The organism is Hymenobacter ruber (assembly GCF_054783255.1).
The window spans coordinates 2,464,666-2,477,515 of sequence record NZ_BAAGQX010000004.1 but is presented as its reverse complement, the minus strand read 5'-3'; the positions used below and the strand labels follow the sequence as shown (position 1 = coordinate 2,477,515).

Here is a 12,850-nt window from a genome sequence, read left to right as displayed (position 1 = left end):
CAACCGGCCGTTGGGCGTATAAAGGTCCGGCCCTGAAGGCCGCCCTGGAGTTAGTCGATAAACTTCAGCTGCAAGGCGTCGGCCACCTGCTCGGCCGGAATGGCGAAGCCGATGCCCTCGATGCCGCGGCCCACGAGCTTGGCATTCACGATGCCCAGCAGCTGGCCGCCGTGGCTTACCAGGGCCCCGCCGCTGTTGCCGCCGTTGATGCTCACGTCGGTTTGCAGCAGCGTGTGGCCTTCAATTTTGCGCCGGCCGCTGATGATGCCCTTCGTGATGCTCTGGCCCAGCTCCTTATCGGCGGGCGTGCCGATGGCAAACACGTCGGCCCCGATTTCGGCGCTGCTCGCGGTGGGCAGCTGGAAGGCGGTGAGGCCGTCGGTATTGATTTTGATGAGGGCGAGGTCCATCTCGGCGTTCACGCGCACCACGTGGCCTTTGGCCTCCAGGCCGTCGGCCATCAGCACTTTCACGTCGGCTTCTTCGCCCACCACGTGGGCATTGGTCACGATGTAGCCGTCGTTGGAAATAATGCAGCCGCTGCCGTGGCCGTCCGTGGTTTCCACAATGACCACGCTCTTGGCGGCCAGGCTCACGCTGGTAGCCGTCGTGGCCTTGGGCAGCGCCGCGCGGTGCACCGCAATGGCGGCGGGCTTGTCGGCCTCGGCCGCAGCGGCGGGGCTGGTGCCGGCGGGCTTGGCCAGCGCGGTGGTCACTTCTTTATTGGAAAGGAAGGCATAGAGCGAGTTTTCAAAGGCATCTTCGAAGGCCGCGCTGCCGCCTTTCTCAAACTTCACGCTCGAGCCGCCGTCCTTGTGCTCGAAAACGGTCTGGCGGTTCTGGCCCACCAGTTTCCAGGTTACTTCCACGGCGCAGCGCGTTTCGTAGTGGGCGCGGTATTCGTAGATGTTGGAGGCGTAGATGTCGTACTTCACGTCGCGCATTTCGCCCTGCAGGGTGTAGCGCGAGTTGCTGCCCGTCGAGAACACGCTCTTGCCTTCCGACGTGGGCACGGCGTAGCCGAGGTCCTTCAGCAAGGAGTTGACGTTGCCTTTCAGGTGGTCGGCGTCCACATCCAGCGTCTTGCCGAAGTAGAGAATATCGGTGTTGTCCTTGCCCACGATGAAGTTACCCATCTTGTCGCCGCCCTTCAGGCGCACGTTCACCAGGCCGCACTGAATGGTCTGGCTGCTGGCCATAGCCTTGGGCAGGGCCGGCATCACGGGCTTGATTTCGCTCTTCGTGAATTTTTTGCCCGAGCCCAGAATAGCATCAACGCAGTAGCCGCCGATGCCGACTGCCCACCCGTAAATCAGCGGGTTGCTGTTGACGTTGCCGTTTTCGTCGGTGCTCACGCCCTTGAACGTAGCTAGCACCGGCACCCAGTTCAGGTAGGTCAGGCCGTTGCTTTTTTCGGGATACAGCACTTCGGAATGTTCCTTGTAGCCGTCGTGCTTGATTTTGATTTCGGCGTTTTTCTTGCGCCGCACCCGCACCTTAAAATCGTTGGTGCCCGCGATGGGCTTGGTTTTAACTTCCTTGTCGTTGACGTAGACCGTGCTGCCCGCGGGCGCACCCGTCACGCGCACACTCTGGTAAGGGGTGGCAATGATGGTGGCGCAGCTTTGCAGTAGCATCGCCCCCATAATGGTGCCATTCAAGATGATAGTAGATGGTTTTTTCATTAAGTACCGGGTAAACGTGTGGAGAATTGACTAAAAAGGACCAGAAAATGAATTATGAAAAGTGCGCATTTGTGCAAATTCGGTTCAATACTACTACCAAAAAATTCCTATTCCTACATTCATTTGCCCGTGCTGTAGGCAAAGCCCACCGAGAGCGTGCCGTTGGCCCGGCTGCGGTTCTGCACCACCACGCTTTCGTAGGAAAACGAGTAGGCCAGGTTCAGGGCCAGGTGCTGGTAGAGCTTGAAGGCCAGCACGGTGGCGCTGTTCAGGCGGTAGTCGCCGCCGGGGTCGCGCAGGCTGGGCTGATAAAAGAACAGCTCCGATGCACTGAATACGCCCCGGTTCAGGCGCAGCTTGAGGCGGGTGGAATTGCGCACCACGTGCCGCGAAAAATCGGGCTCGGCGTTGTAGTCGGTTTGCTCGTTGAGCAGGAAGGTGCTCAGGGCCACCTCATTGCTGAGGGTGTCGGTGTGAAGCTGGTAGCCTACGCCGCCACCCGTCACCACGCGCCGCGTGATGGCGCGCAGGTTGCTGGTTTCGAACTCGCCCAGCGCGTAGAATTTCCACCGGCGAATGCGGTAGTCGGGCGTGCTGAGTAGCAGCAGCTCCCGCTCGCGCAGCGCCCCATCCTGCCGGCCGTAGCTGTAGCTCAGGGCCGCCGGAAACTGCCAGTGCCCGGCCGTGAAGCCGCCCGTGTGGCTGGTGCTGAAATACACCCGCTCCACCGTGCCCGTGGTGTAAATGCCGGTGAGGGCCGCCGTGTAGCGCACTCCAGTGCCGTCCACGTTATAGGTTTCAAACTCGGCCGAAGGCAGCCCGGCCGGCGGCGGGGCAATGCTACCCGCGCCGTTCACCACCGCCGAATCGGGCGCGGCCGTGCCGGTCGAGTCCGGCTCCTGGGCATGCGCCGCTAGGCTGGCCAGCAAGCCCATCAGCAGTCCGAAAATCTTCCAGATTTTCATTCCGCTACAGCGTGCGCAACGTGGCCGCTCGGTTGAGCTTGCCCGTGGCTGTCATCTGAAATTCGGGCAGGTAAGTGAACTGCCGGGGCTGCTCGTAGCGGCCCAGGCGCTCGGCCAGCAGGTATTTAAGCAGGGTTTCCTGCTCAGCCGATAATGCCGGCCCTTCGATAAAAGCCGTCACGGCCTGGCCCAGCCGCTCATCGGGCTGCCCGGCCACAAAGCAGCGCCGCGACTGCCCGATTTCGGCCAACGCCACGTCCAGCACCAGCTCTACTTTCTCGGCCGGCACCTTCACGCCGCCGGAGTTTATCACGAAATCGGCGCGGCCCAGCCACTCGAACGTGTGCGCGTCGGCACTCAGTTGCACCACGTCGTTGGTCACGATGAGCTGGTCGTCGGTCACGTCGCCGCGCAGCGTGAGGCAGCCGCGCTCGTCCTGCCTCGCCGCAATGCCCGGCAGCACCCGGAACGTCGGCCCGGCCTGCGGGCCATTGAGCCGCCGCAAGGCTACGTGCGAACAGGTTTCGGTCATGCCATACGTCAGCCACGCCGCAGCTTTCAGCGGCTGCAGCTCCTGCGTCAGCGCCGCATCGGCCGGCGCGCCGCCTACCAGAAAGGCCTTCATTTTATCGAGGCGCGCGGCGTGGCCGTCCGCCAACACAGCCTTTAGCTGCAACGGCACGAAAGCCGAAAAATCGAATTCCGCGTCGGCGGCCACGTAGGCAAACGGGTCGGCGTGCGGCTCCACGATGGTGAGGTGCATATTCCGCTCCAGCCCGCGCACCAGCATCATCATCCCGCCGATGTACTCGCAGTTGAGGCAGACAAGCGCCCGGTCGCCGGGGCCGAGGTCGAAAAAATCGGCCGTGCGTCGGGCCGACGCTTCCAGCTGCCGCCGCCGCAGCACAATAGGCGAGGGTGGCCCCGTGCTGCCCGACGTGGTGAGGGTAAATTCCTGCGTTCCGTTCAGCCACTGCCGGATAAAGTCCAGCACTTTGGCCTCGTAGCCGTTCACGGGAGCATCAAGTTGGGCGGGGTACTCACGAATGGCGGCGTAGGCATATTCGCGGCCGTTGAGCAGGAGGGAAGAGGGCAGGGTAGCAGGCATGGCGCGAAAGTACGTCGGCCGGCCGGGTTGACTTTCGGCCAGAATTTTCGTATTATTACAGAAACACTTAGCCTCCCGCCGCCATGCAATCCCACCCGCAACCCGCCGCTGGCGTGGCTCCCGTAGCCGGCAGCCCGCCCGCCAAAGTCCGCAGCTTCGAGCTATCCGAAATCAAGGCCCGCGCCAAAGCCATTAAAAAGGCCCGCAAGCAGGAAGACCGGCGGTATTTTTTCAGCTGGTGCGCCTGCCTGCACGCGATAGGGTTCAGCTACTAAGCGTTTTCCTAAAATAATTTCCCAATAGAAAAGCGCGTCAGCTTTCTACCTTTTGGCAGAAAGCTGACGCGCTTTTTAGTTAAGCTCCGGGCTGAGCTTACGGGAATTTTGGGAATTTTGAGAAGTCCGGCTGGCGCTTTTCCATGTAGGCGTTGCGGCCTTCCTTGGCCTCGTCGCTCAGGTAATACAGCAGCGTGGCGTTGCCGGCCAGCTCCTGAATACCGGCTTGGCCATCCAGCTCGGCGTTGAAGCTCGATTTGAGCATCCGCAGCGAGAGCGGGCTTTTCTGCAGAATCTTGTGGCACCAGGCCACGGTGGTTTCTTCCAGCTTATCCAACGGCACCACCTTGTTCACCAGGCCCATGTCGAGGGCTTCCTGGGCATCGTACTGGTCGCAGAGGAACCAGATTTCGCGAGCCTTTTTCTGGCCCACCACGCGGGCGAGGTAGGAAGCGCCGAAGCCGCCATCGAACGAGCCCACGTTCGGGCCGGTCTGGCCGAAACGGGCGTTTTCGGCCGCAATGGTGAGGTCGCACACCACGTGCAGCACGTGGCCGCCGCCAATGGCCCAGCCCGCCACCATAGCCACCACCGGCTTGGGAATGGAGCGGATGATTTTCTGCAGTTCCAGCACGTTGAGGCGGGGCACGGTGTCCTCGCCCACGTAGCCGCCGTGGCCGCGCACGCTCTGGTCGCCGCCCGAGCAGAAGGCCCGGCCGCCCTCGCCGGTGAGGATGATGACGCCGATATCGGTGCGGTCCTGGCAGATGCGCATGGCCTCAATCATTTCCTGCACCGTGAGCGGTGTGAAGGCGTTGTGCACCTGCGGCCGGTTGATGCTGATTTTGGCGATGCCGCCAAACTGCGAGAAGAGAATTTCTTTGAACTCCTTAATTAGGGTCCACTGAATGGGTTCGGTCATAGGGAAGATGGGAAAAAGAACGTTATGCGAATGCGGCTTTCACCGCACTACGGTATTCCTCAAAAAACGCCGCGTTGGTCTTCGAGTCGGTGAAGACTTCCAGAACGGCCGCGCCGGTTTCGACTGCAAAGAAAACCGGTAGCGCGGCTTCAAGTTCTTCGAACGACGAAACCGGGAAGTAGCGCAGGTTAAAATCCTTGGCTGTGTTCTCAGCCGTGAGCAGCTGGCGCGTCTCAAAAAACTCGTCCAGCTCCGGCTGCTGGCGCGGCCCGTCGATGATGCGAAAGATGCCGCCGCCGTGGTTGTTGAACAGCACCACCCGCAGGTTGGGCAGCGGGTAGTTGTGCCAGAAGGCGTTGCGGTCGTAGAAAAACGCCACGTCGCCCGTCATCAAAACCACCGGCCGCTCCGGCTGGGCCAGCGCGGAGCCCACTGCCGTGGAGTTACAGCCATCAATGCCGCTGGTGCCGCGGTTGGCGAAGACTTCAATTTGCCGGCCTTGCGGAATGCCGAGGATGTTGGCATAGCGCACGGCCATGCTGTTGGCGAGGTGCAGAGCCGTTTGGTCGGGCACCTGTGCCAGCGCGTGGCGGAAGGCCGAAAACTCGTTGAAAGAGGGCGATTCGCTCGTGAAAAAATGTTCCAGAAACTTCGCGGCGGCAGCGTCAGCCTGTTGCCAGGTTGCATATTCAGTGGAACCAACTGGACCCGAACCGGAAGCAAGTTGATTATTAGCAGAGAAGGAGGGATTCGAGCCTTCGGACCTTCCGCCCTCACTGGTTTTCAAGACCGAAAGCTGCTGAAAGAACACCGCCGGCTGCACCCGTACCACCCGGGTAAGCGAGCGGAAAGTATCGGCAGCTTCGCCCGCGGCTTGCAGGTGCCAGTGTTGCGCTGGGGCCGCATCACGCAGGAAGAGTTTCAGACTCTTGGAAATCAGCGACTGGCCGAAGGTGATAAGCAAATCGGGTTTCAGTGCCGCTTTGTCGTCCTTGCTCAGGCCCGCCAAGAAAATGTCCTGCCGCTGCACCGCCGAAACTTCGCCCACATTGGCAATGATGTCACCTACCACTGCCACCTGCCGGGACTTCGCAAATTCATATAGCGCCGCCAGCAGCCCAGGGTCAGTTGGTTGCTGGCCAGCTACTACCAGCACGCGGCCGGCAGTCCGCAATTGCTGGCGCAAGTCCAGGATTTCAACCGGCGCAAGAGTTGAATGAGAAGCATGTTCGTGAACAATCTTCACGTCCTTCTCATATCCAGTCGTCTCGCCGACCTTCGGATAAAACGGCTCGCGCAACGGCACATTCACCTGAACCGGTCCAGCAGGCGCTGCCTGAGCCAGATTAATGGCCTCGTTCACAATGCGGGCCGAGTGCCACTTGGCATCTGCATGCGAGGTGTCGACTGGTAACTCAAACTCGCCCTTGGCATGCGCGCCGTACAAATTGCGCTGCCGGATGGTCTGGCCGTCAAGCTGGTCAATCCATTCGGGCGGGCGGTCGGCGGTAAAAATCACCAGCGGAATGTGCTGAAAAAAGGCTTCCGCCACGGCGGGCGCGTAGTTCAGCCCCGCCGTGCCTGACGTGCATACCAGCGCCACCGCCCGCCGCTGCGCCTGCGCGATTCCCAGGCCGATAAAGGCAGCGGCCCGCTCATCGGGCACCACGCGCACGTTCAAATCGGGGTGCCGGGCGAAGGCCAGCGTAAGCGGCGCCGAGCGCGAACCGGGCGACAAAACGACATCGGTAATGCCGTGCTGGGCGCAGATTTCGGCGATGTTATAAATGGCTTGCATCATTCTTAATCAATCAAACATCATTGAAGTACCGCGCCCACGGTTTGCAATTTCATTTCGGTTTCCTGCCACTCGCGGGCGGGGTCGGAGTCGACGGTGAGGCCGGTGCCGGCATAGAGGATGGCCTCAGTGGAGCGCAATTGCAGGCAGCGCAGGTTCACAAAGAGGCGGGCGATGCCGGGCGCGGCTACGTTAACCGGTCCCAGGAAGCCGCTGTAGTAGGCGCGGTCGTAGCCCTCGTGACGGCGCAGGAAGTCGAGCGCTGCCATTTTGGGCATGCCGCCCACGGCCGAGGTGGGATGCAGCAGCCGCAGCATATCGGTGCCCAGCGAGGCGGCGTTGGGTACATTCTCCAGGTCTACTTCAAAGTCGGTGCGCAGGTGCAGGAGCTGCCCGGCGGCCACGGTGCGCGGGCCGGTTTCGTGGTATTCGCGCAGTCGCAATTGCTTGAAACAGCTCACGATGTAGCGGGCCACCAATGCCTGTTCTTCAATCTCCTTCTGCCGCCAGATGGCATCCTGCGGGCGTGTATCTGGCAGCAGCGGCTGCGTGCCGGCCAGCGCCATGGTGTGAAAGTGGCCGTCGGCTGTCACCTCAGCCAGCACCTCGGGCGAGGCCCCCAGCCAGGTGCCAACGCCCGGCACGCTCACCAATGACACGAATGCGCGCGGGTATTTCTCACTCAGTTCCGTGAACGCCGCCAGTGGGTCGAAGCCCGGCGGCAGCGGGCGGCGGGCGGCCCGCGAGCTCACCACCTTCACCACTTCCCGGGCCTCGATGGCCGCCACGCCGTGCCGCACCAGCGCGGTGTATTCGGCCTCGGTGGCGGCGGGTGGGGCAGGCTGCGGGCCGTAGTGCCAGGCCAGCTCGGGCGGCGTGGGCAGGCCCAGCCAGGCGGTGAGGCCCGGCACCAGCTCGCGGGCAGCCGGGGTCACGGTCACGGCGTCGGGCTCGGCCAGGTCGTAGCCCACGTCGGCGGGCAGGAACAGGGCCGGGTTGTGGTCCGAATCGCGGAAGGGAAAGAAGGCGAAACCGGCCGGCGCCTGTGCATCCAGCGCCGGCGGCAGGCCGGTGTAGGCGGCCTCGAGGGAACGGGCTACCAGCAGACGCGGGTGCGCCGCCCCCGGCTCGCGCCACAGTGCCAGCGGGCGGTTGGTGCGCAGCGCGCCGGCCACGAGGTGGCGCAGCCGGGCCGGGGCATCCAGCTCAGCCGCTGCCGCTGGCCAGGGCAGGTATCGAAGTTGACCCGCTGGCATTTAAACGGCTTTGGCGCTAGTTGCCGGCAAGTCAATCACCGCCATGGTGATGCGGCTGATGCAGACCAGTGCCCCGGTTTCTTCGTGTGAAATGCGGATTTCCCACACCTGCGTGCTCCGACCGATGTGCACCGGCGTGGCGCGGCCCCGCACCCAGCCATCGCGCACACCTTTGAGGTGGTTGGCGTTGATTTCGAGGCCCACGCAGGCTTGCTTGCTGCGGTCCACGCGCAGGGTGGCGGCAATGCTGCCCAGGGTTTCGGCCAGGGCCACCGAAGCGCCGCCGTGCAGCAGGCCCATGGGCTGGTGGGTGCGGCCATCCACGGGCATCCGGCCTTCGAGGTACTCGTTGGTCACGGCGGTGATTTCCATGCCGAGGGCATCGGCCAAGGTGGGGCGGGAGGCCGTCCAGCTTCTTACTTCTTCCAGATTCATGCAGTAGTAATAAACGGTTAGCGGTTAGCAATGAATGGGAGGATTTGACTCGAGCGTACTCTTTGTAAATAACTAATCATTCATCGCTAACCGTTAACCACTAAAAGTCAAACTCCGTACTTTGAGTAATTGTTGACCGATTGTTACGCAAAACTACCGCGAAAGTGAAGCCCCGGACCATCTTCCTTCTGCGCCACGGCCAGACCGATTTCAACGTGCGCGGCATCGTGCAGGGCAGCGGCGTGGATTCGAGCCTGAACGATACCGGCCGCCGTCAGGCGGCGCAGTTCTTCGCGACTTACGGTCACGTGCCCTTCGACAAGGTATATACCTCCACCCTGCGCCGCACCCACGAGTCGGTGCAGCAGTTCCTCGACCTTGGCCTGCCCCACGAGGCCCATCCCGGCCTCAACGAAATCAGTTGGGGCGTGCGCGAGGGCACCCGCATCACCATGGAAGAGGACGCCGAATACCGCCAGGTGCTGGCCGGCTGGGTGGCCGGCAACACCCACGCCCGCCTCACCGGCGGCGAAAGCCCCGAGGAAGTGGCCGCCCGCCAGCGCCCGTTCATCGAGCTGCTGAAGGCGCGTGAAGACGAAGAAACCGTCCTCGTCTGCATGCACGGCCGGGCCATGCGCGTCATGCTCTGCCAGCTGCTCAACTACCCGCTCAGCTGCATGGAAGGCTTTGAGCACAGCAACTTATGCTTGTATAAATTGGAGTACACCGGCTCGGTGTTCACCATCAAGAACTTTCTGGACGTCTCGCATTTGCAGGCGGCGGGCTAAGCAGATGCAACGGCGTTAGAGAACGGCCGATGTCACTTATAAATGTGTTAGATGGGCGTCGCACAATGTTAGGTCCTGCTTTAACATTGTGCGGCCAACTTTTCGGGCTAATTTTGGCCTTCTCAATCCAAGCGCTACAAATCCGATGGCCGAAATCATAAAAATGCCCAAAATGAGCGACACGATGACCGAAGGGACCATCGCGGCCTGGCTCAAGAAAGTGGGTGATAAAGTTAAATCCGGGGACATCCTGGCCGAAGTCGAGACCGACAAAGCCACCATGGAGCTGGAGAATTACGAAGACGGCACGCTGCTCTACATCGGGCCGAAAGAGAAGGATTCCGTGCCGGTTGATGGCATTCTGGCCATTGTGGGCAAAGAAGGCGAAGACATTTCGGGCCTGCTGAATGGCCAGAGCGGCGGTGCTGCCCCGGCTGCTGCGCCCGCACCAGCCCCCGCCGCCGAAGCTCCCAAAGCACCAGAAGCTGCTCCGGCTGCTGCGCCGGCTCCGGCCCCTGCGCCCGCTGCCGCTGCTCCGGCGGCGCCCGCCAATGGCAAAAAGGCCACCGTGGTGCGCATGCCCAAAATGAGCGACACGATGACCGAAGGCACTATTGCCGCCTGGCTGAAAAACGTAGGCGACAAAGTGAAGTCGGGTGATGTGCTGGCCGAAGTCGAAACCGACAAAGCCACCATGGAGCTGGAAAACTACGAAGACGGTACCCTGCTCTACACCGGCCCTAAAGCCGGCGAAGCGGTTGCCGTTGACGGCATCCTGGCCATTATCGGCGAAGAAGGCGCTGACATTCAGGCCCTGCTCGGCGGTGGTTCGGCTCCGGCTGCTGCGCCCGCTTCCGCCCCGGCTGCTCCCGCCGTAGAAGCTGCTCCGGCTCCGACTGCCGCCGCTCCGGCTACTCCTGCTGCCGCGCCCACCAACAATGGCCGCATCCTAGCCTCGCCTTTGGCCAAGAGCATTGCCAAGGAGAAAGGCATCAACCTCTCGCAAGTAGTAGGCAGCGGCGACAACGGCCGCATTGTGCAGCGCGACGTGGAGAACTTCCAGCCCTCCGGTGCTGCTGCCGCGCCCGCGCCGCAAGCTGCTCCGGCCGCTGCTCCAGCCCCGGCCGCCGCTCCGCAAGCTGCTGCTTCGGCCCCGCAGGCTGCTCCCGCCGCCCCGGCCTCGACCGATACCTACACCGACACGCCCGTGTCGCAGATGCGCAAGGTGATTGCCAAGCGCCTCTCCGAAAGCCTGTTCACGGCTCCGCATTTCTATCTCACGATGGAAATCAACATGGACAAGGCCATGGAAGCCCGCGTGAAACTCAACGAGCTGTCGCCGGTGAAACTGAGCTTTAATGACCTGGTGCTGAAATCGGCGGCTATTGCCCTGCGCTCGCACCCGGCCGTGAACTCCTCGTGGCTCGGCGACCGCATCCGTCAGAACAAGGTCATCAACATCGGCGTGGCCGTGGCCGTGGACGAAGGCCTGCTGGTGCCCGTGATTCGCAATGCCGACCAGAAAGGCCTCGCCACCATTGCCAACGAGGTGAAAGAGCTGGCCGGCAAAGCCAAATCCAAGAAGCTGCAGCCGGCTGAGTGGGAGGGCAGCACCTTCACCATCTCGAACCTGGGCATGTTCGGCATCGACGAATTCACCGCCATTATCAACCCGCCGGATGCCTGCATCCTGGCCGTGGGCGGCATCAAGCAAACTGCCATTGTGAAAGACGGCGCACTCGCCATCGGCAACATCATGAAGGTGACACTGAGCTGCGACCACCGCGTGGTGGACGGCGCCACCGGCGCGGCCTTCCTGCAAACGCTGAAAAGCCTGCTGGAAGACCCCATGCGTTTGATGATTTGAGGTAATTGATAAATCGTTGTCATCCTGAGCGTAGCGAAGGGCCTTATCACGATTGAACGGATTCGTTCAAGAAGCTTGCTGCCGTGATAAGGTCCTTCGCTTCGCTCAGGATGACCGTTTTTTAACCAAATTGTAATGACCAGAATCCGCTCTACTACCGTCCTCGGCATCCGTCACAATGGCGAAATAGCCGTGGGAGCCGATGGCCAGGCTACCATGGACAAGCACGTAGCCAAGAACAACGTGCGCAAAATCCGTAAGCTGCAGGATGGCAAAGTCGTGACCGGTTTCGCCGGCTCTACGGCCGATGCCTTTATGTTGCTCGACCGTTTCGACGAGAAGCTGACCAGCTACGGCGGCAACCTCAAGCGCGCCGCCATCGAGCTGGCCAAGGACTGGCGCAAAGACCAGTACCTGCGCAAGCTCGAAGCCATGATGGTGGTGGCCGATAAGGACGAGCTGCTAATCCTCAGCGGCACCGGCGACGTATTAGAACCCGACTCCGATGTGGCCGCCATCGGCTCCGGCGCGATGTATGCGCAGGCCGCCGCGCTGGCGCTTAAGAAGCACGCGCCGCATTTAACGGCCCGCCAGATGGTGGAAGAAGGGCTGCACATCGCGGCCGATATCTGCATTTACACCAATCATAATCTGATGATTGAGTCGCCGTCGTAGCGCTTGTCATCGTTTATAAAAGAACGGTCATGCCTCGGCTGCGCTCAGCATTACGTTCAACATAACACGGAAAACAACCCCCAACATCCCATGCAAATCACCAACTTCCTCAAGCATCATTACCGCCACTTCAACGCCGCTGCGCTCATCGACGCGGCCGATGGCTATAACAAGCACCTCGCCGAGGGGGGCAAAATGATGATTACTCTGGCCGGAGCTATGAGCACCGCCGAAATGGGCATCCAGCTGGCCGAGCTGATTCGGCAGGATAAGGTGCAGATTATCAGCTGTACCGGTGCCAATCTGGAGGAGGATATCTTCAACCTGGTGGCCCATGATTTCTACGAGCGGGTGCCCAATTACCGCGACCTCACGCCCGCCGACGAGCAGGCCCTGCTGGAGCGCCATATGAACCGCGTGACCGATACCTGTATTCCCGAGGAAGAGGCCATGCGCCGCCTCGAGCACGTGGTATTGAAGTTCTGGGAAAAAGCCGACCAGGAAGGCAAAGCCTATTTCCCCCACGAGTTTTTCTACCAGATTCTGCTGAGCGGCGAGTTGGAGCAGTACTACCAGATTGACCCCAAAGACTCCTGGATGCTGGCCGCCGCCGAGAAAAACCTGCCCATCATCTGCCCCGGCTGGGAGGATTCCACGCTGGGTAACATCTTCGCGGGCCACGTTATTTCGGGCGATGTGAAGAACGTGCACACCATGAAAACCGGTATTCAGTACATGATTTACCTGGCCGACTGGTACACCGCCCAAGCTACGGAAGAGAGCAAAGTGGGCTTCTTCCAGATTGGCGGCGGCATTGCCGGCGACTTCCCCATCTGCGTGGTACCCATGCTGCACCAGGATTTGGGCCGCACCAGCGTGCCACTGTGGGGCTATTTCTGCCAGATTTCGGATTCCACCACCAGCTACGGCAGCTACTCGGGCGCGGTGCCGAACGAGAAAATTACCTGGGGCAAACTGGGTGAGAAAACGCCGAAGTTCATCATCGAGAGCGACGCGACGATTGTAGCGCCGCTGATTTTTGCCATCGTGCTGGGGCAATAGATTCGGCCTTGGAT

Annotated in this window: 12 protein-coding genes; 5 read left to right on the top strand and 7 right to left on the bottom strand. The window is 61.4% G+C overall.

Annotated elements, in window-relative coordinates:
- Positions 1–50 precede the first annotated feature (50 nt).
- The 3 genes from ACYVM5_RS21220 to ACYVM5_RS21210 all read right to left on the bottom strand — a co-directional run bounded on the left by ACYVM5_RS21220 (position 51) and on the right by ACYVM5_RS21210 (position 3,758).
- Positions 51–1,685, bottom strand: a complete 1,635-nt coding sequence (locus ACYVM5_RS21220; RefSeq protein WP_460620083.1) for a S1C family serine protease — start codon at positions 1,683–1,685, stop codon at positions 51–53.
- A 119-nt stretch (positions 1,686–1,804) separates the two neighbouring features.
- A complete protein-coding gene (locus ACYVM5_RS21215) occupies positions 1,805–2,650 on the bottom strand; it encodes a DUF481 domain-containing protein (RefSeq protein WP_460620082.1) in 846 nt (281 codons plus the stop codon).
- 4 nt (positions 2,651–2,654) lie between these two features.
- Positions 2,655–3,758, bottom strand: a complete 1,104-nt coding sequence (locus ACYVM5_RS21210) for an acyl-CoA synthetase family protein (protein WP_460620081.1) — start codon at positions 3,756–3,758, stop codon at positions 2,655–2,657.
- An 83-nt stretch (positions 3,759–3,841) separates the two neighbouring features.
- Here ACYVM5_RS21210 and ACYVM5_RS21205 point away from each other — a divergent pair, with 83 nt between their 5' ends.
- Complete coding sequence (locus ACYVM5_RS21205) at positions 3,842–4,033, top strand: hypothetical protein (protein WP_460620080.1); 192 nt, start codon at positions 3,842–3,844, stop codon at positions 4,031–4,033.
- 97 nt (positions 4,034–4,130) lie between these two features.
- Here ACYVM5_RS21205 and menB read toward each other — a convergent pair whose 3' ends face one another.
- From menB to ACYVM5_RS21185, 4 genes are read right to left on the bottom strand one after another with little or no spacing between them, the layout of a single operon-like run.
- Positions 4,131–4,955 carry a 1,4-dihydroxy-2-naphthoyl-CoA synthase gene (gene menB / locus ACYVM5_RS21200; protein ID WP_460620079.1) on the bottom strand — a complete coding sequence of 275 codons (825 nt, stop codon included), beginning with the start codon at positions 4,953–4,955 and terminating at the stop codon, positions 4,131–4,133.
- Between the two features lie 22 nt (positions 4,956–4,977).
- The gene (gene menD, locus ACYVM5_RS21195; RefSeq protein WP_460620078.1) at positions 4,978–6,756 is read right to left on the bottom strand and encodes a 2-succinyl-5-enolpyruvyl-6-hydroxy-3-cyclohexene-1-carboxylate synthase; all 1,779 of its coding nucleotides are present in this window, start codon (positions 6,754–6,756) and stop codon (positions 4,978–4,980) included.
- A gap of 17 nt (positions 6,757–6,773) precedes the next feature.
- The gene (locus ACYVM5_RS21190) at positions 6,774–8,009 is read right to left on the bottom strand and encodes a chorismate-binding protein (RefSeq protein ID WP_460620077.1); all 1,236 of its coding nucleotides are present in this window, start codon (positions 8,007–8,009) and stop codon (positions 6,774–6,776) included.
- A complete protein-coding gene (locus ACYVM5_RS21185; RefSeq protein WP_460620076.1) occupies positions 8,010–8,444 on the bottom strand; it encodes a hotdog family protein in 435 nt (144 codons plus the stop codon).
- 164 nt (positions 8,445–8,608) lie between these two features.
- Between ACYVM5_RS21185 and ACYVM5_RS21180 the strand changes: the two genes are divergently transcribed.
- The 4 genes from ACYVM5_RS21180 to ACYVM5_RS21165 all read left to right on the top strand — a co-directional run bounded on the left by ACYVM5_RS21180 (position 8,609) and on the right by ACYVM5_RS21165 (position 12,836).
- The gene (locus ACYVM5_RS21180) at positions 8,609–9,232 is read left to right on the top strand and encodes a histidine phosphatase family protein (protein WP_460620075.1); all 624 of its coding nucleotides are present in this window, start codon (positions 8,609–8,611) and stop codon (positions 9,230–9,232) included.
- Between the two features lie 145 nt (positions 9,233–9,377).
- Positions 9,378–11,099, top strand: coding sequence for a pyruvate dehydrogenase complex dihydrolipoamide acetyltransferase (locus ACYVM5_RS21175; RefSeq protein WP_460620074.1), 1,722 nt, complete (start codon positions 9,378–9,380; stop codon positions 11,097–11,099).
- Between the two features lie 135 nt (positions 11,100–11,234).
- Complete coding sequence (hslV, locus tag ACYVM5_RS21170) at positions 11,235–11,774, top strand: ATP-dependent protease subunit HslV (protein WP_460608619.1); 540 nt, start codon at positions 11,235–11,237, stop codon at positions 11,772–11,774.
- 90 nt (positions 11,775–11,864) lie between these two features.
- Positions 11,865–12,836, top strand: coding sequence for a deoxyhypusine synthase family protein (locus ACYVM5_RS21165; RefSeq protein WP_460620073.1), 972 nt, complete (start codon positions 11,865–11,867; stop codon positions 12,834–12,836).
- Positions 12,837–12,850 lie beyond the last annotated feature (14 nt).